Genomic DNA, 21098 nt, shown 5'->3' with positions numbered 1-21098 from the left:
TTCTACGATTATTGCTCATTATTTATAAGCCGCAATTCGCCTTCGCCGCGAATCGCCGCCGCAAAATGCTTCTCATTAGGATGGAAGTAAGCTGTACCTTCAAATATTCGATTGTCAATGGAGGTGACGAGCAGCTGGATTCGAATGTCCTCGCTTTGATTGAACCATTTCAATACATCAGTATCTGCAATACCGTTCGCATCGACGTACCACAAAGCCGAGCCAAAATCGGTCACTAAAAATAAATCGGCATTCGTAAAAGTAAGCTGGCGAGTTCCGAGCTGATAGATTATTTCAATATTGGTTAACGCTATCGTTTCCATCTGATTATCCTCCTAAGAAAAACACCGCATATGGTCTGGACAAGCCAGCGCTGCAGCCTGTTAATCATTTTAATGTTGAATAGGTATTTATGCAACAATCAGTACCCCCTTATCGTCTAAATGGAAAAAGATAGAAGGGGGATATAAGATGCAAAATACAAATAAATTCATCTTATTTCGCACATTGGTTATTATTTTCGCTCTCATGCTGGCAGCAGCTTGCTCTGGCAGCATGAATAGCGAATCTGATCGGAGTAATTCAAGGACAACAGAGACAGGGGATACGGGAGTGGGAAGTACGGATGCAGAAAGTGGTGAAGGCAGCAGCACCAAAGAAGACAGCTCACCAAGCAAAGGAGAATCTGCGGAGCCTGTTCCTGAGAGTGAACGCAGAAAAGGTGGAGACAGGCGTTATTCTTCGCAACAGGTGGAAGTGAAGCCAGGCCAGCTTACGGCGGGGGAATGGGATGATTTGGCGGTATGGCAGCGCTTTGGCAATTTGCTCAATAGCAAAGAGGGAGATGATAACGCCCGCTATTGGTCTTTCCATGCTTTTAACCGCTTGGAGGTTGTTGTGACATCAGGGGGACGCGCAGTATCCGATGCAATCGTTACGCTAAATGATAATCAGCGCCAGCAAGTATGGGAAGCGCGCACAAATACGGATGGAAAAGCTTATTTATTTGCCGGGCTTTATGACAATGGCCAAAACGATAAGCAAAGCAATTATAAAGTCGAGGTGCAGGCAGGTCAGTTCATTAAGAGCCTAAGCGATATTAACCTGCCGGAGCAAGGCACGCTCAAGGTTGATTTGGGAGGCGAAGCGGAGCTCGCCAATCAGGTCGATATTATGTTTGTTGTGGATACGACAGGCTCGATGGAGGATGAGCTGCGCTATTTGGAGGCCGAGCTGAAGGATGTAATCGGCAGGGTAGACCAGCAGCATGGCCAGCAATTGGATATGCGGCTCAGTGCCAACTTTTATAAGGATAAATTTGATGATTATACGGTGAAGTCGTTTCCGTTTACGAAGGATGTCGATCAGGTTGTCCGGAAATTGGCAGCGGAAAAGGCGGATGGCGGCGGCGATTACCCGGAAGCGGTGGATGCGGCGCTGCGCGATGCCATTCATGGACATGACTGGAGCGAGCAGGCGCGGGCAAGGCTGCTATTCCTCGTATTGGATGCTCCGCCGCATTATAACACGAAAGTGGTTAATGAAATTCAGGAGCTGATCCAAACAGCAGCCGCGGATGGCATCCGTATTATTCCCGTCGCCTCCAGCGGCGTAGATGTACAAACAGAATATTTGCTGCGCTTTATGGCGGTGGCGACGGGAGGGACGTACTTGTTTTTGACGGATGACAGCGGAATAGGCGGCGGCCACCTGGAGCCTGCTGCCGGGGAATACGAGGTGAAGCCGCTTAATGATTTGCTCGTGGAAATGATTAATCGGTACGTTCAGCCGTAATATCATGCTCATAGTTATAAGCAATTAGAGTAATGGCTGCTCCGGTTTGGTTGGACAGCCGTTGCTCTAATTGTTTTATTTCTGCAAGCGCGTCCTCGTTATGATTCAAATCGGCGATTGTGTAGCTGCTGTTAAACACCATCTAGACATTTCCTCCTCCAGTGCATAATGGCTTGTTCCTATTATGATGCCGTTCCTTCTCTTTCATGATGCACCCTCCTCTGTCACGTTATACAGTTTTCACAACATGCTAAGTGAATTGTCCTTTGCTGCCTTGTAAGGTAAACTGTTACAAGAGGATAACTGAAGGAAGGGATTTGCAGCATGATTTTAAGTTTAATTTCCTGGAGCAAGCAGCTAGTACGGCATACATCCGCCAAAATAATAACTTCGTATGCAATGCTGTCTTTGCTTCTGATTAGTTGCGCGCTGTTAGTTGGCATCCTGCCATCCGAAGCCCATGCAGCGCGAAGCTTAGAGCCCCAGCAGATTTCCGGGGTTTTACCAACACTTGCAGCGAGCTTTAATCCGCATGAGCAGGTTGGACATGACCAGATGGAAAATATGGATCATGGTCATGACAGCGGCCTTAGCGTTGGCACAGCTTTATTTTATACAGCAAGAATTGTCTATTACATCACGCTGTTGCTGGCGGCAGGACTGATGCTTTGGTTCAGCGGGATTCGCTTAGGAAGCGATGAACAGCGCAAACGGATGCAGCTCTGGAGCTTGCCAATGATGCGGACGCTGCTGCTTGCTTCTCTTTTGTATGTATTCGCCAGTGCGCGAAGCTTGATGGAGGGCTACGGAGGCGGTGGGCTGGAATGGGTGAGGCTGTTCACCGGAACGAATACCGGTCAAGCTTGGCTTGCGCTGCTTATATTATCGCTTCTAGGCTTTATCGTTATTAGGGCAAGCGATACCTTCAAGCTCATATGGGCGCTGCTATTGCTCGCTATTGAGGGCTGGAGCGGCCATATGGCGGCGTTGCAGTCGAATATGAATTTAGGCATCGTTCTTGATTTTATTCATCTCGCTTGTGCCGCTTCATGGAGCGGAGGATTGATGATTTTACTGGGGCTTTGGTTTGCTGATCGGAAGGAAGCGGGGCGCTTTGCAGAACGCTTCACGACAGCAGCATGGATTTCCATGGCGCTGCTTGTCATTACGGGTGCGGCGATTACATGGCTGCTGCTGCCAAGCTTGTCCTATTTATTTTATACAAGCTGGGGGATTTGGCTGCTGGTGAAAATCGCGCTGGTCGTACTCGTCATCGTCACAGGCGCGTTGCTTCGTGCCCGTGTTCGGCGGGGGGAGCTGCCGCATGGCTTGATGCTGAAAGTGGATGCAGGTCTAATGCTGGCGATCACGCTTATTGTCGGCGTCTTTACCTATATGAGCCCCATACCGGACAATACGCCAGTCCGATTTCATAAGATGGGCGAAACGCGCCATTTTACCGTTAATATAACGCCAAATGAGCCGGGGGCGAATCAATTCGAGGTGAAAATATGGCTGCCGGAGCAGCTGGGAGAGCCAACAGATGTGAAGCTGGTGCTGCATTCGCGTGATAAGCAGCAGCTTGCGCCCCTTGAGGTGCCGCTGGCAATTTTTGAGGATACGTCGTATGAGTCGTTTCCTGGTTTTGTGAGAACGTCGTACCATGCAGAGCAGATGGATATCCCATTCCCTGGGAAATGGACGGCTGAGCTGCAGGTGGTCGATAAGAGCGGGGGCAAGCTGAACGAAAGCATCGATTTTAAAAACTATTAATGCAGGCAGGGAGCGGTAGCGGGTGTCTTATCGATGGTTGAAATGGTTGATCTTGTGGATTCCAACACTTACAATTGGCCTTTGGGAATATGTCAGGCATGCTTTTCTGCTGCCATACATCTCCATGGATCTGGGTAATGTGCTTGCTCCTGTGCTAGTTTTTTTAGTCACATTGACACTGCTGCGCGGTTTGTTCAAGCGTCTAGAGCTCATGCAGGATGCGCTGCAGCGCGAACGGCTGTCGAAATCTTCATTTGAGCAGCGCGAGAAGCTTGCGCGTGAGCTGCATGATGGCATTTCGCAGTCGTTGTTTCTGCTTTCCGTGAAGCTGGACAGCCTGGAGCATGCCAATACACCGGAAGGTGTTCGTCAGACGACTGAGCAAATTCGAGGAACAGTCCGGCATGTGTATGAGGACGTTCGCCAGTCCATTGCCAACTTGAAATCATCAACAGCCGCAAGTCCAGCGGAAGGGCCTTGGCGAGCGGCTATTCATTCCCTTGCCGAAGAGCTGCGGGAGGCTGGTGGCGGTTATACCGCCGAGGTTAATTGGCAATTGCCCGAGCATGCGCTGTCAGATAAAGAGAAGGTCGAGCTGATGGCGATTGTGCGTGAAGCGCTGATGAATATCCGCAAGCATACGCACGAGGCGCATGTGAGCATCTCCTGTTATCCGCTTGAAGGTGGAGCATTAGGCAGCTTTCACTGTATCGTAGCGGATACAGGAGGAGGTGCGGATGCTGAGCAGCTGGAGGCGAAAGGCCGCTATGGCATTCGCATGATGCGTGAACGAGCGAAGCAGATGGGCTGGTCGCTTCGTGTAAAGAGTGAGCGCGGCCAAGGAACGCGAGTGGAAATAGCGACGGAGCCTTTAAACGGCAGTTAGTATGAAATACGGTTGCGGGAATTACCATTTTCAATGTGGGGGAGAGAGCACGATGAGCAGACAACAGGTATTTACGGGTTCCCCATGGGAGCCGCTTGTGGGCTACTGCCGCGCGATTCGCGTCGGCAATCGGATTGAAGTCGCAGGAACGACAGCGATGAAGGATGGCGAAGTCGTGGGCCAAGGAGACCCGTATGAGCAAACTCGGTTTGTTCTGCAAACGATTGAGAAGGCTTTGGCTGAGCTAGGGGCAAGCATGTCTGATGTCGTTCGGACCCGAATGTTCGTTACTGACATTTCGAAGTGGGAAGAGATTGGAAGAGCACATGGCGAGTTTTTTCGCACGATTCAGCCAGCAGCAACGATGGTAGAAGTCAAAGCACTTATTGATCCGCTCTTGCTCGTCGAAATAGAGGCAGAAGCCATTATTCAATAATAGAAGCGTCTATAGGACAGCTCCTTCCTCATCGTAAAGATGGGGCGGGAGCTGTTTTTATGTGCTGCTTTTTATCGAATGAATATATTTCCGGAGGTCTTGTATAAATATCAGTGCAATTAAGTTAAAGCGGTCTAAAAGCATAAACATCTGTTGTAACATGTAAGGGATCAATAATGTGAAGGGCGGGGTTTAAATGCAAGTGAAGCAAGCACCGAAAGGCGTCTGGCCCGTTATGCTGCTGGCGATTAAGTCCTCATTAGTGACCAGAAAGGTAACTTTTTTATTCATACCACGTCTATATAATTAGGGATAATAACAACAGCTATTTTTTATGACGGAGGTATGATGATGTTGAAAAAATTCGCTTTAGGCTTAATGGCAGCGGCACTGCTGGCTGTATCAGCCCTTTCCGCGCCTGTTTTTGCTGCTGATCGGCCGGTGGAGCTTAATAATGGAAAACTGAAGGACAACCGGATGCTTATACCACTACGCGATGTTGCACAAAATATGGGGGCTGCTGTAGAGTGGAACCAGAAGCTCCAGACGATTGAAATCCAAAAAGACGATATCGAAATGCTGCTTACGATCAACTCTAAAAAAGTGCTTGTCAATCAAGCTGAAACGGAGCTCGACGTACCGGCGCAATTAATCAACAATACCACCTATGTACCTCTGCGGTTCGTAAGTCAAATACTGGGTGCAGGTGTAGACTGGAATTCATATGGCCAAGTCGCAACGATTACACTCGAAGGGAAGCAGCTTGTTGTATATGTGGAGCAAGTTAAGCTTTTGGCCGCTGAAAAAGCATCCGCAGCTCGCTTGAAGCAGCTGTCCGATAAATTAAATGAAGCAGCTGATGTATCATCCATTAAGCAGATTCGCACTTATTTTAAGCCTTATTTTACCGATCGACTTATTAATACCATTATTCGAAATAAGGGTCTCGAATTTGACTATGCGTTTAAAGCTCTTGTAACGAACGGCAGCTACAGGACCAAAACAACAGGAAGCTTTCTTCAATCGCTGGACACCTCGCATGATGCTTGGGAAGTTTATTACATTATGCGAGACACCCAAATAATCAAGGAAAATGGCGTATGGAAGGCGGATAGCGTCAGCTTTACCGAAGGCAAAAATCCGATTTCGGGAGCATAAGTCGGGCAAATCGCAAGGCAGTTATTGCATCGCGCCATCCATTTGCTTATAATGTAAAAGATATTGTATCCATATGAGTTGAAATGCTGAGACGGAGAAAAGTAAGCAGTGCCTTCACACAGGGAGAAGTCGCCATAGATTGAGAGCGTCTTTCGTGAAAATAGGCTGTCTGAAGTTCGCTCCTGAGCAGACTTCTGAACCCGGCATGGCGCCAGCAGGTGCTGCATGTCCGCAAGTAGGAATGTTTCGGTTCCCGCCGTTAACGGGATTGAGGAGCAAGCTATTGCTGTCCCTGTCTGTATAGAGGGGAGCAAGCAGATTGTTCGAATTAGGGTGGTACCACGGTTCTTTCGTCCCTTGCGGGAAGAAGGGGCCTTTTTTGTTTGTTCAAAAGAATGAGGAGGCGAGCATCAGATGAAGGAACGTTTGGAGGCTTTGCGCGGCGAAGCGCTGCAGGAGCTGCAGCAGGTAGACAATCCGCAAGTGCTTAACGATCTGCGGGTAAAATATTTAGGGAAAAAAGGCGCGCTCACTGAAATTTTGCGCGGCATGGGCGGACTTAGCGCAGAAGAGCGTCCAATTATCGGCCAAGTCGGCAATGATGTGCGTGCGGCGATTGAAGCCGTTATCGAAGAGAAGCAGGCGATATTCCAGCAAGCCGAGACGGAAGCTCGCTTGCGCGGCGAGACGATTGATGTGACGCTGCCGGGCAAAGCATTGCCAACTGGAGCCGTACATCCGCTTAACAAGGTAGCACAGGAAATCGAAGATATTTTCATCGGACTAGGCTATACGATTGCGGAAGGACCGGAAGTGGAGACGGATTATTACAACTTCGAGGCGCTGAACTTGCCGAAAAACCATCCGGCGCGCGACATGCAGGATTCGTTTTACATTACGGATGATATTTTGATGCGTACGCAAACATCCCCGGTTCAAGTGAGAACAATGCAGGAAATGAAGGGCAAGCCGATCAAAGTTATTTGTCCAGGCAAAGTATACCGCCGAGATGATGACGATGCGACGCATTCCTTTCAATTCAATCAAATTGAAGGGCTCGTTATTGCGCCTAACATTCGCATGAGTGATCTAAAAGGCACACTGCTGCAATTTGCCCAGCAAATGTTCGGCTCGCAAACGCAAATCCGTCTTCGTCCAAGCTTCTTCCCATTCACGGAGCCAAGTGCGGAGGTTGACGTAAGCTGCGCGCAATGCGGCGGACATGGCTGCCGGATGTGCAAGCAGACGGGCTGGCTGGAAATTCTCGGCTGCGGCATGGTTCATCCACGCGTACTGGAGATGGGCGGCTACGACCCGAATGAAGTTAGCGGATTCGCTTTCGGCATGGGTGTAGAGCGCATTGCGCTGCTGAAATACGGCATTGACGATATTCGTCATTTCTATACGAACGATCTTCGGTTTTTACAACAATTCGCGAAAATGTAGCAGGAAAGGAAGGGGAGCAAAGCGATGAAAATTTCATATCAATGGTTGAATGAATATGTTGATTTATCTGGCTTTACGGGCGCAGAGCTTGCCGAAAAAATGACGCGCGGAGGCATTGAGATCGACGAGGTGGAATCCCGCAATAAGGGAGTGACAGGCGTCGTTGTCGGCTATGTCAAATCGCGCGAGAAGCATCCGGATGCGGATAAGCTGAACGTGTGCAAAGTAGATGTAGGCACAGGCGAAGAGCTGCAAATCGTATGCGGAGCCAAAAATGTCGAAGCGGGACAGCTCGTTCCAGTCGCTACCGTTGGAGCAAAGCTGCCTGGCGACTTGCATATAAAGCGCGCAAAGCTGCGCGGCGTAGAATCGCAGGGCATGATCTGCTCGGCGAAAGAGCTTGGCATTAATGACAAGCTGCTGCCGAAGGAGCAGCAGGAAGGCATTCTCGTATTGCCGCCGCATACGGTAATCGGAACGCCGATCGCTGACGTGCTTGGGCTCAACGATGAGGTGCTGGAGCTCGACTTGACGCCGAACCGTTCGGATTGCCTCAGCGTAATCGGCACAGCGTATGAAATCGGCGCATTGACCGGCCGCGAGGTACGTATTCCTGAGCCGGTTATTGCTCACGCTTCCGAGCGCACAGACAGTCATGTTCAAGTTACGATCAGCGCGCCTGAGCAGTGCTTCCACTATAGTGCGCGTTACATTAAAGGCGTGAAAATTGGCGAGTCGCCGTTATGGCTGCAAAACCGTCTTATTGCCGCAGGCATTCGCCCGATTAACAACGTCGTTGACGTAACGAACTTTGTTCTGCTGGAATATGGCCAGCCGCTTCACGCCTTTGATGCAGATCAGGTGAAAAGTGGACGGATCGATGTGCGTTTGGCGCATGAAGGCGAAACGATGCTTACGCTAGATGACCAAGAGCGCCGCCTAGAGCCGCAAATGCTCGTCATTACAGACGGGGAGAAGCCAATCGCGCTTGCAGGAGTGATGGGTGGAGCGAGTTCTGAGGTAACGGGTGATACGGTTAATATTTTGCTGGAATCGGCTAGATTTGATGGTGGCACGGTTCGCAAAACATCGCGCCAATTTGGCCTTCGCTCAGAATCCAGCATTCGCTTCGAGAAGGAAGTGGACCCGGGCCGCGTTATTCCGGCGTTAAACCGTGCAGCAGCCTTGATTACGGAGCTTGCAGGCGGACTCGCTACAGAGGGCATCGTGGAGGTGACGACAGCTCCGGCGAAGCAGCAAATCGTTGAAGTAGCCTTGGCTAAAATCAACCGCTACCTCGGCACCGAACTGTCCAGCCTTGAAGTGCAAACGATTCTGAATCGTCTAAGCTTCGGCTACAGCGTTAGCGAGGAAGACGTATTTCAAGTGGAAGTGCCATCGCGTCGCGGCGACATTTCGTATGATGTGGATTTAATTGAGGAGGTTGCCCGCCTTTATGGCTATGACAACATTCCGACTACACCGATTTTCGGCGATGTAACGCCAGGTGCACTGACGAAGCCGCAAGCGATTCGCCGCGAGCTGCGCAAGCGTCTGTCGGATGCTGGCCTGCACGAAGTCATCAGCTACTCGTTCACAGGTCCTGAGCGGACACAGCTGTTCCCTGCTTTGTCGGGTGAATCGACGAAGGCTGTGAAGCTGTCGATGCCGATGAGCGAGGAGCGCAGCGTGCTGCGGACGACGCTGATTGCGCAGCTGCTGGAGACAGCAGCTTATAACCGCAATCGCAAAAACGAGTCGGCTGTCATTTTTGAAATCGGCAGCGTGTTCCATACAGAAGAAGAGAAGCTGACACGTCTTCCTCAGGAGAAGCATCGCTTCGCGGCATTGCTGACAGGAAACCGTGTAGAGCCGCAGTGGAACCGCAAGGCTGCTGCTGTTGATTTTTATGATGCCAAGGGCGTTCTGGAAACGGTGTTTGCCGTACTTGGCATGACTGATAAGGTAAGCTATGCCGCGGCGCAGCCGGAGCACTTTCACCCGGGAAGAACGGCGGCTGTTCAGCTGGAAACCGAGCATGGAACAGAAGTCATCGGCTATGTTGGTCAGCTTCACCCAACGCTGCAGTTGGAAAGCGATTTGGCGGATACGTATGTGCTGGAAATCGAGCTTGCGCCGCTTTATCAGCTGGCAGGAGACGAAATCGTCTACAAGGCGCTTCCACGTTATCCGGCTATGCAGCGTGACATTGCTGTTGTGCTGGATATGAGTGTGCCTGCAGGCGAGCTGACTGCCCTTGCATGGCAAACGGCTGGCGAGCTGCTGGAGTCTGTACGCGTGTTCGACGTCTTCACGGGCGAGAAGCTGGGAGCAGGCAAAAAGAGCGTAGCGCTTTCGCTCGTATACCGTCATGCAGAACGCACATTGACCGATGAAGAAGTGACTGAGCTGCATGCCAAGGTCGTCGCTGGATTAGAACAATCTTTTGCAGCAGAATTAAGAAAATAGGCAGGAAACCTTCCACGCCGTATCGAAATAGTTCCTTGTGGACTATCGATACGGCTTTTTGCTTTGTTTTTGAGCAGGAGCAGGCCTTTGGACGGTTTTTCCAGGGCAGATGCCCGCGTCGTTTTGTCATCAAAACTTGTTCTTTTTGCTAGTTGAAACATGGATAAATAGTTGCTTGCGAGTCTGTGTTGGATTTTGGGCTGAAATATAAAGATGAGAAAAGCTTCATGTCTGAGACAGAAGCAGTCGGTTACACTTATATTTGAAATATAGGAAGGTATATTTTAAAGCTATCCCTTCTCTATATTTCCTGGAATGAAACGCGCCGAGCTGCCAAAGGATGGCGACAGCCGTTTCACCTTGAAATATAGGAAAGGATATGATGTTTCTATCCCTTCTCTATATTTCTCGGACTGAAACGCGCCGCACCGCCAAAGGATGGCGACAGCCGTTTCACCTTGAAATATAGGAAAGGATACGATGTTTCTATCCCTTCTCTATATTTCTCGGACTGAAACGCGCCGCGCCGCCAAAGGATGGCGACAGCCGTTTCACCTTGAAATATAGGAAAGGATATGATGTTTCTATCCCTTCTCTATATTTCTCGGACTGAAACGCGCCGCGCCGCCAAAGGATGGCGACAGCCGTTTCACCTTGCTATAATACAACTATAATATAAGACTCTATGTGATATGTTCTTCTATATAAGGATTGGGGAAACCATCCTGCTGATTGATAAGGGAGCGAGAAACACCTATAGGAGGATAATGCTTTATGGATACTGAGCAAACTGTAGTAACCGTTGATATATATGGGCATCAATATCGTTTGAAGGGCCATTCCAACTCAGAATATATGCGGCGTATTGCCGGAATGATAGATGATAGCATGAATAAAATTGCCAAAGGTTATCCACAGCTGGATTTGCCAAGAATCGCAGTGCTTGCAGCTGTGCAGATGACCGAGGAAGTGTTTCGCCTGCGACGCGACAATGAGTCGCTGCATGATGCTGAGGCGAAGCGGCTAGTGCTTGCCGAGCAGCTTGGTGAGCTCCAAGGGATGATGACAAGCTTGCGCGAGGAGTACCAGGCTTTGCAGGTAAAGGCGGAAATCGATCTGCAGGAGCTGCAGGAGGTTTTTGAATCAGAGCTGGAGCAGGCGAAAAAGAAGGCCGCCGAGGAACTGATTCATGCGCTTGCTCAAGCGGAAAATCAGCTGAAGGATATGCTGGCGGAAGCGGACGAGCGGCTGGCAGCACAGCAGCAGGAAGCATCGGAAGCGCTTGCGCGTCAGCGCGAGGAAGCGTCGGAGACGCTTGCTGCCCAGAAGCTGACGCTTGAAGGCGCGCTTGCGCGGGAGCAGGCTAGTGCAGCGGAAAAGCTTGCGGAAGCCGAGGCTGCTGCCGAGGAGCAGGTGGCGCGCGAGCGTGTTGCTGCGGCTGCGAAGCTGGCGGAAGCAGCCGAAAAGCTGATTGAAGCGGAAATCGTCGCGGAAGAGCTGCTGGAACGAGAGCGCGCGGAAGCGGAAGCGAAGCTTGGTGTATTAGAAACGAAGCTGGCGGAGGCGAAGAGCGCAGCAGATGAGGCGCTAGAGTGGGAGCGAGTAGAAGCAGAAGCGAAGCTTGCGGAGGCGAAGAGCGCAGCGTCAGAGGAGCTTGAGCGGGAGCGTGCGGAAGCAGAAACGAAGCTGGCGGAGGCGAAGAGCGCAGCAGATGAGGCGCTAGAGTGGGAGCGAGTAGAAGCAGAAGCGAAGCTTGCGGAGGCGAAGAGCGCAGCGTCAGAGGAGCTTGAGCGGGAGCGTGCGGAAGCAGAAGCGAAGCTGGCGGAGGCGAAGAGCGCGGCGTTAGAGGAGCTTGAGCGGGAGTGTGCGGAAGCAGAAGCGAAGCTGGCGGAGGCGAAGAGCGCAGCGTCAGCGGAGCTTGAGCGGGAGCGTGCGGAAGCAGAAGCGAAGCTGGCGGAGGCGAAGAGCGCGGCGTTAGAGGAGCTTGAGCGGGAGCGTGCGGAAGCAGAAGCGAAGCTGGCGGAAGCGAAAAGCGCTGCGTCAGCGGAGCTAGAGCGGGAGCGTGCGGAAGCAGCCGAAAAGCTGATCGAGGCGGAAATCATCGCCGAGGAGCAGCTGGAGCGCGAGCGCGCCGAAGCGGCAGAGCGGCTCGCGGAAGTGGTTGAAAAGCTGAACGAAGCTGAAGCCTCTGCGCAGGAGCAGCTTGCGAGAGAGCGTGAAGCAGCGGCAGCGAAGCTTGCAGAAGCGCAGAGTGGGGCAGAAGCGATGCTTGCGCGTGAACGTGCTGAAGCTGCAGCGAAGCTGACCGAAGCGGAAGCGAAAATTTCCGAGACGGCAGCGAAAATAGCGGAAGTAGAGGAAAAGCTGATCGAGGCGGAAATCATCGCCGAGGAGCAGCTTGCGCAGGAGCGCGAGGCAGCCGCCGCGGGGCTGGCGGAAGTGCGGAGCAGAGCGGAAGCAGCGCTTGCGGAGACGCGCGCGGAAGCGGCTGCAAGCTTGGCGGCAGCAGAAGCGGCTGCGAAGGCGAAGCAGGAACGCGAGCAGGCAGAGGCGGAAGCGAAGCTGCTGGAAGCAAAAGCGGAGCTAGAGCAGGAACGCGCGGCAGCGACGGAGCTGTTGACGGAGGCGGAAGCTTCTGCTCAGGAGCAGTTGGAGCGCGAACGTGCCGAAGCAGCTGCAAAACTGGCGGAAGCCGAGGCCATAGCCAGCGAAGCAAGAAGCATCGCGGCAAGAGAGGTTGCGCGGGAGCGCGAAGCTGCTGCTGCGAAACTCGCAGAAGCGCAGAACGTCGCGGAAGAGCTGCTGAAGCGCGAGCGTGAGGAAGCGGCGGCCAAGCTTGCAGCAGCAGAAGCGGCAGTGCAAGCTGCCGAGGAGCAACTGGAGCGTGAACGGGCAGTAGCTGAAGTGAAGCTGCTTGAAGCAAAAGCAGCAGCGGAAAAGGCGCTGGAGCAAGAACGTGCGGCAGCTACGGAGCTTTTGACAGAGGCGGAAGCGTCTGCACAAGCGCAACTGGAGCGCGTACGTTCCCAAGCATTGGCTAGGCTTGCTGAGGTCGAGAAAGCTTTGCAGGAGCAATTGGAGCATGAGCAGGCTGATGCAGCATTGAAGCTTGCGGAGGAGAAGAGTGCCGCAGACGAGAGGCTTGCACGCGAGCAAGCGGAAGCAGCAGCGAAGGTGGCAGAAGCCGAAGCAGCAGCGCGAGCTCGCGTCGAACTCGAACGTGCAGAAGCGGCTGCGAAGCTAGCGGAACTGGAAGCTTCAGCTCAAGCAGAATTGCAACGCGAGCAGGCAACGGCGGCAGAGCTGCTTGAAGAAGCGGAAGCGGTGTTGTCTGCTGAGCGTGCAGCTAAAGCCCAAGCGCTAGAGCTTGCTGCACATCAGCTAGCTGAGCGTGTCATACAGCTGGAGCAGAGCTGGCAGGCGAAGCATGAGCAGCGTGAAGAGGAATGGAAGCTGGAGCTGTCTAGTGCGGCGCAGCAGCAGCAGCAGCAGCTTGACGAGCATGAGCAGCGTCTGCTTGCGGAAGCATCGGCTAATGTCGAAAAACTGGTTTCCACACATATGAAAGAGTTAACGGAGCAGGAGCAAGCCTTGAAGGCTGATCTCGCGCTGCGATATAAAAATTGGGAAGAAGAACGGGCTAAGATGCAAACAGCTGTTGCCGAGCTTCAAGAGAAAGCTGCCAAGGAAAAAGCTGCGCTTGAACAGCGTATTACCGTGGCAGATGACCACTTGTTGCAGGCTATGGAACAGGAAGAAGCATTGCGCTCCTCCCTTGCAGTTCTAGAGCAAGAGCGCCTGGAGCGTGACGCGGAGCTTGGCGAAATTCGCCAGCAGTTGGACGAGCTGCATGTCATAAATGAGCAGCATGCCGAGACGCGTGCGCAGCTAGGCAATCGATTAAAGGAAGCAGAAGCGCAAATCGCTGAGCAGGCTAAATATTTGGCGAATGAAGCGGCTAAAGCGGATGAGGCTGAATTGCGTGTTATGGAGCTGGAGGAAGAGCTCAGCAAGCTTCAGCAGCTGCAGCAAGATCGTCAAGCTCACTATGAGCAGGCTAGAAGTGAGCAGGAGCAGCAGTATCGAGAGCGGCTTATGGCATTTGAACAGCAGCTTGAGGCCCAAGCGCGGCTTCATGAAGAATGGAAAAACAATGCGGAAGAAAAACAGCTGGAGTTCGAAATCCAGCTTGAAGAAGAGCGTGAAGCGCTTGAGCTGCAGCTTCGTGAGCAGCAGCAAGCACTGGAGGCAAGGAAGCGTGAGGGCGATGCTGCTCAGGCAGAGCTTACGCTCAAGCTTCGTGAGCAGGAACAAGCGCTCGAAGCCAAGCAGCGGGAAAGTGAAGCTGTTCAAGCAGAGCTTGCACAGGAGCATCAGCGGCAGCTTGCTATGCTGGAACAGCAGCGCGATGAGGTTGCGAGCCAGCTCAAGCAGGATTTTGCCGATCAGCTGGAGTTGTTGAAGCTTGAACAACTGGAGCAGTCAGAGCAGCTGGAACGTGATTGCTCGGAGTTAAGGAAGCAGCTTCACGAGAAGCAAGCTGAATATGCTAGTCTAATAGAGCAGCAGAAGCAGCAGTTCGACGAGCTTTACCGTGAACAGGAGCTGAGAGCGCAGCAGCACCGCAAGGATGAACAGGCTGCTTGGCAAAGCAAGCTGGAGGAGCTTCAGGCAAAAGTAGAACAGGCAGAGTTCCATGAGCTGGAGATGGACGAAAGGCTGGGACAGCTGGCAAGGCATGAGCAGGAGCTTACAGAGCAGCTTGAATTGATTGCGGCACGAGAGCGAATTGCAGCTCAGCAGCTCGAGGCTTTACTTCATAAACAGCAGGAACTGGATGAGCAAATGGAGCAAGAGCGCAAGCACTCCGAGCAATTGACAGATGAAATTAACCGTATGGTTGCGGCGGAGTCCGAGCGGCAAGCTGGCGAGGGGCATTTGAAGGAGCAGCTGGAGGCAGCTTTGGCGCAAGCCGCTGCGGCAGTCCAGCAGAGCGAGCAAGTTGATCAACGCAGGCAGCAGCTTGAACTGGAATGGTCTGAGGCCGTTCAATCGACGGAGCAGCTCAGAGCAGAGCATGAGAAGCTTTCTATCGAGCACGGCAAGCTGGCACATGAGTACTCCTTGCTGCAAAACGAATACAATGAATGGATTGAGCTAATCGAGCAAAGCTAGCCTATGACAAATGATCCGTTTATCCAGCCCGGTGTGCCGGAAAAGCTAAGATAAACGGATTTTTTTGCATATCGCGCTGCGTAGGCGCAAAAAAATCCCATGAAAGAAGCAGCGAGCCATTGCCCGTGCTTCTTTCATGGGATTTTTATTAATAGCGTCTCACCTAATTAACCATAGCTGACCGTACTGCCTGTTGGCCCGCCGCGAGGCAGGCTTGCGAGCCGCAGCAAATCGGGTGTGACAACTGCCGGGTCCTTGCCCGTGGCATGCATTTCGGTGCGAAGCGTGCCAGGGTTGTATAAATTAATGAGAATGCCATATTCATGTTCTTCATCAGCTAGAGTCCGGGTTAGCGACTCAAGGCCAGCTTTGGCTGCACTGTAGGCGCCATATCCTCCGGCACCGTTCCAGGAAAGGCCCGACGTAATATTAATGATGCGTCCATAGCGTTCTTTGCGCATAAAGGGAATGACAGCTCTGGATAAATAAAAGGGTCCTGTCAAATTGGTAGCGACCTGCGTATGCCAGTTTTCTGAAGTCAGCTCAATGACATGGCCAGACTCCAGCACAGCGGCATTATTGAGTAAAATGTCAATTTTACCCCATTTGTCGACAGCTAGAGTTACCGCTTGCTTTATTTGCTGTTCGTTGGTGATATCCGTAGGTATAACAAGCGCTTCCCGTCCGGTAGCTTTCTTTATCGCCTCAAAGGTTTCTTCGAGCTTGTTCAAACGACGGCCAAGCAGTACGACCTCTGCGCCTTCTTTTGCGAACGATAGAGAAGCGGCTCTTCCGAGCCCGCTGCCTGCGCCGCTTACCATTGCCACACGCCCATTTAAAAGGCTCATCGTATCACTCCCTTCGGCTTTTGCAAGAAAAAATCGTAAGCGCTAACTTTTAGCTATCATGACCATCTTATCAAAGGGAAGCGGGAAGCGAAAGTGCGGCAGTTATCAATTTTTCTTAAAGAGCAGCAAAAGAAAAATGATATTTCAGTCCATTATCGGAAAAATCATAAACACATCGCCATGTTTTATGCGTGCATCAAATTCGGCGCCAGCCCAAGACTTTATCATTTCATCCATGGCTGTGGCTTGTTCTTTTGCTCATGTCTGATTACTATTTTTTTCAAGCAAAAACAATAAAACCGCCAGTGTTCACACAAAGGTGAGCACTGGCGGCTGGTTGCGGGATTCAAGAAGCCCCAATTCAAATCCATTTATTCAACAATAAGCTTCGCTTGCATTTTAGTATGGCCTGTACCACACGGCACGTTGCATACGATTGTGTATTCGCCAGCTTTTAGCGAAATGGTTTTGGATTTATTGTTTGGAATCGTAATATCGGTTTTGGTAACTTGGATGCCATGGACGCCATCCGTTGATTCAAGCTTAAGGTTAACGGCCTCGCCCTGCTTGATCTTATATTCGGTTTGCTCAAATTCCCAGCTCTTTGCTTTGACAATGACTTCGGCGGCACTGGCATCTGTATCTATAACGCCGCCCGCTTCGCTTGCTCCCCCGCTTGTCCCGCATGCGGCAATGATTGCAACAAGGCACATCACGGCAGCAAGAAAAATCCACTTTTTCATCTTGTTCGGCTCCCTTTCTGCTTACACGCTTTATAATTCGGAATTTTTTTTCGCATCGCTATTATTGTAACCCAATTTTCCCAAACTGACAGCATCAGAAGGTGACAAATTGTTGAATGGCTTGATGAAAAAGCCCTTGCCCATCACTCAAGGAGCGACAGGAAAGGGCTGACAAGCACGTGGCTTCCGCTGATGACGCAAAGCGATTAATTCATTAATGGTCGCTGCTGCGGCGGTCGTGATCGGAGCGTCCGGCTTCATATGGCGTGCTGACGGGAATGAACAAGTCGATAATCCCGATAACGAGCGCAGCCAGAATGGCACCGAGCCAAGTGACTGAAACGCCGCTGACGATGAATTGGGCGATCCAGATGACGACGACGCTGGCGATGAAGCCGACGATGCCCCGTCCAAACGGTGTAACCTTTTTGCCAAAAATCGCTTCGATAATCCAGCCCAGCACGGCAATGACGATAGCCAGCATTAAAGCGCTCCAAAAACCGCCTACGCTGAATTGTGGCACAAGCAAGCCCACAAGCATTAACACAAGAGCTGCTACGATGAACCGAACGACATGCCCTAGAAAGCTCATGTACACAACCTCCTTAGATGATTTAAAACCCTTCAGTACGGCCTGTGATAGTCAACTGATTTTGCACGTCAACCAGGCAGGATATTCTGATTCCTTCGTATTGTAGCCAGTTTTCGCCGGAACATGTATGGAAGGTAACGTCATGTCGTGCATCAAAGCGCTGATTCGGCTATAATATAAGGGCGAGAGGAGTGTTACGCTTGGATAGTAAAATATTAACAACACTTGAATTTCACAAAATTATACATAAATTGACTTTGCACGCAGCAACATCGCTCGGCAAGGAGGAAGCGGAGAAGCTTGCTCCAAGCTCTGATTTGGAGATGGTTAAGCTGATGCTGCAGGCGACGGACGAGGCTTATAAGGCGGACCGTCTCAAGGGCAATCCGCCATTTGGCGGTATTACCAACATCAGCAGCTCACTTCACAGATCGCGTATCGGTGGAACATTGAATCCGGTGGAGTTGATGGAAATTGCCTCGACGTCGAGAGGGGCTAGGCGGGTAAAGCGGCATCTGGAAAATCTGCATGATGATGATCCGATTCCTTTGCTGCATGAAACGTCTGACCAGCTCAGCGAGCACAAGGAGCTCGAGGACGCGATTTTTGACTGCATTGACGATCAGGGTGAGGTTATGGATAGCGCTAGCGTCCAGCTCGCTTCGATTCGCAAGGAGCTTCGTGGAGGAGAATCGCGCATCCGCGAGAAGCTGGAGCAAATGATTCGTTCTTCCTCCGTGCAGAAAATGCTCCAGGACGCCATTATTACGCTGCGCAGCGACCGTTATGTCATTCCAGTGAAGCAGGAATATCGCTCGCATTTTGGCGGCATTGTGCATGATCAGTCCGGCTCAGGCGCTACGCTATTTATTGAGCCGGAAGCAACGGTTGTCATGAACAATAAGCTGCGTGAGCTGAGAGCGGCAGAGCTGCGTGAAATCGAGAAAATTTTGCAAATGCTAACCGCTAAAGCGGCTGAGCATGTCGAGGATTTATTGTATAATCAAGAGCTGCTCGGCAAGCTGGATTTTGCTTTTGCCAAGGCGCGTCTTGGGCATGAGATGAAGGCTACGCTGCCACGCATGAATGATCGAGGCTTTCTGAAAATCAAAAGAGGACGCCACCCGCTCATTGCGGCGGACAAAATCGTTCCCATTGATGTTGAGCTGGGCAATACATACACAGCCATTATCGTAACGGGACCAAATACAGGCGGTAAAACCGTCTCCCTTAAAACAGTAGGTTTGCTCAGCCTGATGAGCATGTCCGGTTTGTTCGTTCCGGTAGAGGACGGCAGCCAGCTTTGTGTGTTTGACGCCATTTATGCCGATATCGGTGATGAGCAGAGCATTGAGCAGAGCCTGAGTACGTTTTCCAGCCATTTGGTTAATATTGTTCGTATTTTGAAAACAATGACGGCGAAAAGCCTTGTCCTGCTCGATGAGCTTGGCGCGGGCACCGACCCAGCAGAAGGCTCGGCACTGGCAATTGCGCTGCTGGAGCATATTCATAGCCTGGGCAGCCGTATTATTGCAACGACCCACTACAGCGAGCTTAAAGCGTATGCTTACAATCGCAAAGGGGTCATTAACGCAAGCATGGAATTTGATATTGCCACACTCAGCCCAACCTACCGCTTGCTTGTAGGGGTACCGGGCCGAAGCAATGCCTTTGCGATCGCAGAGCGGCTTGGCCTAAGCAAAACAATCATCGATCATGCGCGCGGCGAAGTCAGCGAAGAGGATCAGCGAGTTGAGAATATGATCGCTTCGCTCGAAGCGGACCGCTTGAATGCAGAAAGCGAACGTCAGACGGCGCAGTCGCTGAGGCAGGATATGGAGAAGCAGCGTGGACGGCATGAGGCGGAGCTGCGCAAGTTTGAGGAACAGCGTGACAAAATGCTCGAGAAGGCTCAGGAGCAAGCGCGCGAGGCAGTTGCAAAAGCGCGTCTGGAGGCCGAGAAGATTATTTCGGATCTGCGCAAGCTGGCATTGGAGGAAGGCGCTTCAGTCAAGGAGCATAAGCTTATTGATGCTCGCCGCAAGCTGGATGAAGCGGTGCCTGAGCTGCACAAGAAGCAAAATCGACCTTCAAACGCGGCACAACAGAAGGCTGCTCGCAAAATCGAAGCCGGTGACGAGGTAATGGTCTACAGCTTGAATCAGAAGGGGCTTATCATCGAGGTGCATGGGGCGGATGCGACCGTTCAGCTCGGCATAATGAAGATGAAGGTAGCCATTGCCGATATGGAGCTGATTAAGCCAGCTGCCCCGCTGAAGCAGCAGCCTAAGCAGGCAGCTAGTGTAAAACGCTCCAGAGATGAAAATGTGAAAATGGAGCTTGACCTCAGAGGCTCGAATTTAGAGGAAGCACTCATGGAGGTTGATCAATTTCTCGATGAATCTTTCCTCTCGGGCATCGGGCAGGTTTATATTATTCACGGGCATGGCACGGGCGTGCTGCGTTCAGGCATACAGCAATATTTGCGCAAGCACAGCCATGTGAAAAAATACCGCTTGGGCAACTATGGCGAAGGCGGAGCCGGTGTTACGGTTGCTGAGCTTAACTAACTAGGCGCACTGCGGCGTCTATGCCGCAGCTGCCGAAAGATTTTTGCGATTTAGTTAAAGGAGGGTAACGCATGAGCAATGAGGTCGATGTGCTGCTTGGCAATTCCTATTTGGCAATGCTGCTTTATATATCCATTGTGGTTCTCTCGCTTCTCGTTTTTTTATGGGTGTTCGAGGTTGTTACCCGTTACAACTGCTGGAAAGAAATTAAAAACGGCAACGTTGCTGTAGCGATGGCGACGGGCGGGAAAATTTTCGGCATATGCAATATTTTCAGATTTTCGATTGAAGCGAATGATTCCATTTACCAAAGCATGATTTGGGGCGCATTTGGTTTCCTTATTTTGCTTGGCGCTTATTTTCTATTTGAGTTTTTAACGCCGGTATTTCGCATCGATGATGAAATTGCGCGCGACAACCGGGCTGTAGGCTTGATTGCTATGGTTATTTCCGTTTCACTTTCGTATGTCATTGGCGGTGCCATCGTGAGCTAGATTGCAGGAGGAACGACATGAAATATTTATGGGGAACATTGCTAGCATTAGCCATTGTTTTTTTTAGCATCGGGGTTTATTACGTAATCAACAATTAAATGGGGGGCAATCAAGGATGGAAGAGCAAGTTGTATGTCCGTGGTGTTTGACGGAAATCGTATGGGATGAAGAAATAGGTCCCGAGAAGCATTGTCCACATTGTGAAAATGAGTTGGCTGGCTACCGCACGCTGCAATTTGGCGTCGATAATGACCGTGATGAGGATGATGAGGAAGAAAAGCCAGAGTGGGAGCAAGAAGACGGCAGCGGTCAGGAATCAGGCGGTGGCTGGGATGAGGCAGATGACGGCTTCAGCAGAACGCACCGCGACTGGATTGGAGCGCAAGGCAAAGTGCAGCAAATCATCAATGAGCAGGAGGAAGCGCCGGAATGTCCTTCCTGCCGGGAATATATGCTGGAAGCAGGCAAGATGGCATTAGCAGCAGGCTCTTTCGAGCCAACGCTGCATCCTGCATTGGGACAGCCCTTGCTTCAGCCGCCATTTGAGCTCAAGTTATATGTGTGCCCATCATGCTTCCATACAGCTACTCAGCTAAGCGGCAATGACCGAGAAGGAATGCTGAAGGCACTCGCTTCTGAAGATTAAACTCAAACAGCCGGACAACGCGGTTTTGACCTGATTTGCCGAGGTCACTGCGCTTGCTCCGGTTTTTT

At 51.4% G+C, this 21098-nt stretch carries 16 protein-coding genes; 11 read left to right on the top strand and 5 right to left on the bottom strand.

Annotated features, from left to right (window positions below; translation table 11 throughout):
- Positions 1–8: 8 nt before the first annotated feature.
- A complete protein-coding gene (locus tag MHB80_RS21140) occupies positions 9–323 on the bottom strand; it encodes a hypothetical protein (protein WP_341278824.1) in 315 nt (104 codons plus the stop codon).
- Between the two features lie 148 nt (positions 324–471).
- On the opposite strand from MHB80_RS21140, the gene MHB80_RS21135 reads away from it, so the two are divergent.
- Positions 472–1794, top strand: a complete 1323-nt coding sequence (locus MHB80_RS21135) for a VWA domain-containing protein (protein ID WP_341278823.1) — start codon at positions 472–474, stop codon at positions 1792–1794.
- On the opposite strand, the gene MHB80_RS21130 is transcribed toward MHB80_RS21135, so the two are convergent.
- The gene (locus MHB80_RS21130; protein ID WP_341278822.1) at positions 1772–1936 is read right to left on the bottom strand and encodes a hypothetical protein; all 165 of its coding nucleotides are present in this window, start codon (positions 1934–1936) and stop codon (positions 1772–1774) included. The two genes, MHB80_RS21135 and MHB80_RS21130, sit on opposite strands and share 23 nt — an antisense overlap.
- 182 nt (positions 1937–2118) lie before the next feature.
- Between MHB80_RS21130 and MHB80_RS21125 the strand changes: the two genes are divergently transcribed.
- The 7 genes from MHB80_RS21125 (at position 2119) to MHB80_RS21095 (ending at position 15137) form a co-directional block, all read left to right on the top strand.
- Positions 2119–3567, top strand: coding sequence for a CopD family protein (locus MHB80_RS21125; protein ID WP_341278821.1), 1449 nt, complete (start codon positions 2119–2121; stop codon positions 3565–3567).
- 22 nt (positions 3568–3589) lie between these two features.
- Positions 3590–4453, top strand: coding sequence for a histidine kinase (locus MHB80_RS21120; protein ID WP_341278820.1), 864 nt, complete (start codon positions 3590–3592; stop codon positions 4451–4453).
- Between the two features lie 52 nt (positions 4454–4505).
- Positions 4506–4889 (top strand): RidA family protein, encoded by a 384-nt coding sequence (locus tag MHB80_RS21115; RefSeq protein WP_341278819.1) that lies wholly within the window; start codon positions 4506–4508, stop codon positions 4887–4889.
- Positions 4890–5234: 345 nt separating this feature from the next.
- Positions 5235–6047 (top strand): copper amine oxidase N-terminal domain-containing protein, encoded by an 813-nt coding sequence (locus MHB80_RS21110; RefSeq protein ID WP_341278818.1) that lies wholly within the window; start codon positions 5235–5237, stop codon positions 6045–6047.
- A gap of 414 nt (positions 6048–6461) precedes the next feature.
- Positions 6462–7493: a phenylalanine--tRNA ligase subunit alpha gene (gene pheS, locus MHB80_RS21105; protein WP_341278817.1), complete on the top strand. Its 1032-nt coding sequence runs from the start codon at positions 6462–6464 to the stop codon at positions 7491–7493.
- Positions 7494–7517: 24 nt separating this feature from the next.
- Positions 7518–9962, top strand: coding sequence for a phenylalanine--tRNA ligase subunit beta (gene pheT, locus MHB80_RS21100; RefSeq protein WP_341278816.1), 2445 nt, complete (start codon positions 7518–7520; stop codon positions 9960–9962).
- A gap of 774 nt (positions 9963–10736) precedes the next feature.
- Positions 10737–15137 carry a hypothetical protein gene (locus tag MHB80_RS21095; protein WP_341278815.1) on the top strand — a complete coding sequence of 1467 codons (4401 nt, stop codon included), beginning with the start codon at positions 10737–10739 and terminating at the stop codon, positions 15135–15137.
- A gap of 167 nt (positions 15138–15304) precedes the next feature.
- Here MHB80_RS21095 and MHB80_RS21090 read toward each other — a convergent pair whose 3' ends face one another.
- From MHB80_RS21090 to MHB80_RS21080, 3 genes are all read right to left on the bottom strand, one after another.
- Positions 15305–15985, bottom strand: coding sequence for an SDR family oxidoreductase (locus MHB80_RS21090; RefSeq protein WP_341278814.1), 681 nt, complete (start codon positions 15983–15985; stop codon positions 15305–15307).
- A gap of 371 nt (positions 15986–16356) precedes the next feature.
- Positions 16357–16728 carry a cytochrome C oxidase subunit II gene (locus MHB80_RS21085; RefSeq protein ID WP_341278813.1) on the bottom strand — a complete coding sequence of 124 codons (372 nt, stop codon included), beginning with the start codon at positions 16726–16728 and terminating at the stop codon, positions 16357–16359.
- 214 nt (positions 16729–16942) lie between these two features.
- Positions 16943–17320: a phage holin family protein gene (locus MHB80_RS21080; RefSeq protein WP_341278812.1), complete on the bottom strand. Its 378-nt coding sequence runs from the start codon at positions 17318–17320 to the stop codon at positions 16943–16945.
- Positions 17321–17520: 200 nt separating this feature from the next.
- Between MHB80_RS21080 and MHB80_RS21075 the strand changes: the two genes are divergently transcribed.
- The 3 genes from MHB80_RS21075 (at position 17521) to MHB80_RS21065 (ending at position 21030) form a co-directional block, all read left to right on the top strand.
- Entirely contained in the window at positions 17521–19890 is a 2370-nt protein-coding gene (locus MHB80_RS21075) for an endonuclease MutS2 (RefSeq protein ID WP_341278811.1), read from the top strand.
- Between the two features lie 71 nt (positions 19891–19961).
- The gene (locus tag MHB80_RS21070; protein ID WP_341278810.1) at positions 19962–20384 is read left to right on the top strand and encodes a DUF350 domain-containing protein; all 423 of its coding nucleotides are present in this window, start codon (positions 19962–19964) and stop codon (positions 20382–20384) included.
- A 115-nt stretch (positions 20385–20499) separates the two neighbouring features.
- Positions 20500–21030: a hypothetical protein gene (locus MHB80_RS21065; protein ID WP_341278809.1), complete on the top strand. Its 531-nt coding sequence runs from the start codon at positions 20500–20502 to the stop codon at positions 21028–21030.
- Positions 21031–21098 lie beyond the last annotated feature (68 nt).

The sequence above is a fragment of the Paenibacillus sp. FSL H8-0537 genome (assembly GCF_038051995.1).
In the GTDB taxonomy this organism is placed as follows: domain Bacteria; phylum Bacillota; class Bacilli; order Paenibacillales; family Paenibacillaceae; genus Pristimantibacillus.
The sequence above is the reverse complement of the archived record's forward strand: the minus strand, read 5'-3'. Positions and strand labels throughout refer to the sequence as shown.

Coding starts and splice junctions, on each gene's coding strand:
- MHB80_RS21085 (WP_341278813.1), bottom strand. CDS start 16,728: ATGAAAAAGTGGATTTTTCTTGCTGCCGTGATGTGCCTTGTTGCAATC.
- MHB80_RS21110 (WP_341278818.1), top strand. CDS start 5,235: ATGATGATGTTGAAAAAATTCGCTTTAGGCTTAATGGCAGCGGCACTG.
- MHB80_RS21130 (WP_341278822.1), bottom strand. CDS start 1,936: ATGGTGTTTAACAGCAGCTACACAATCGCCGATTTGAATCATAACGAG.
- MHB80_RS21065 (WP_341278809.1), top strand. CDS start 20,500: ATGGAAGAGCAAGTTGTATGTCCGTGGTGTTTGACGGAAATCGTATGG.
- MHB80_RS21140 (WP_341278824.1), bottom strand. CDS start 323: ATGGAAACGATAGCGTTAACCAATATTGAAATAATCTATCAGCTCGGA.
- pheS (WP_341278817.1), top strand. CDS start 6,462: ATGAAGGAACGTTTGGAGGCTTTGCGCGGCGAAGCGCTGCAGGAGCTG.
- MHB80_RS21125 (WP_341278821.1), top strand. CDS start 2,119: ATGATTTTAAGTTTAATTTCCTGGAGCAAGCAGCTAGTACGGCATACA.
- MHB80_RS21070 (WP_341278810.1), top strand. CDS start 19,962: ATGAGCAATGAGGTCGATGTGCTGCTTGGCAATTCCTATTTGGCAATG.
- pheT (WP_341278816.1), top strand. CDS start 7,518: ATGAAAATTTCATATCAATGGTTGAATGAATATGTTGATTTATCTGGC.
- MHB80_RS21090 (WP_341278814.1), bottom strand. CDS start 15,985: ATGAGCCTTTTAAATGGGCGTGTGGCAATGGTAAGCGGCGCAGGCAGC.
- MHB80_RS21115 (WP_341278819.1), top strand. CDS start 4,506: ATGAGCAGACAACAGGTATTTACGGGTTCCCCATGGGAGCCGCTTGTG.
- MHB80_RS21095 (WP_341278815.1), top strand. CDS start 10,737: ATGGATACTGAGCAAACTGTAGTAACCGTTGATATATATGGGCATCAA.
- MHB80_RS21080 (WP_341278812.1), bottom strand. CDS start 17,320: ATGAGCTTTCTAGGGCATGTCGTTCGGTTCATCGTAGCAGCTCTTGTG.
- MHB80_RS21135 (WP_341278823.1), top strand. CDS start 472: ATGCAAAATACAAATAAATTCATCTTATTTCGCACATTGGTTATTATT.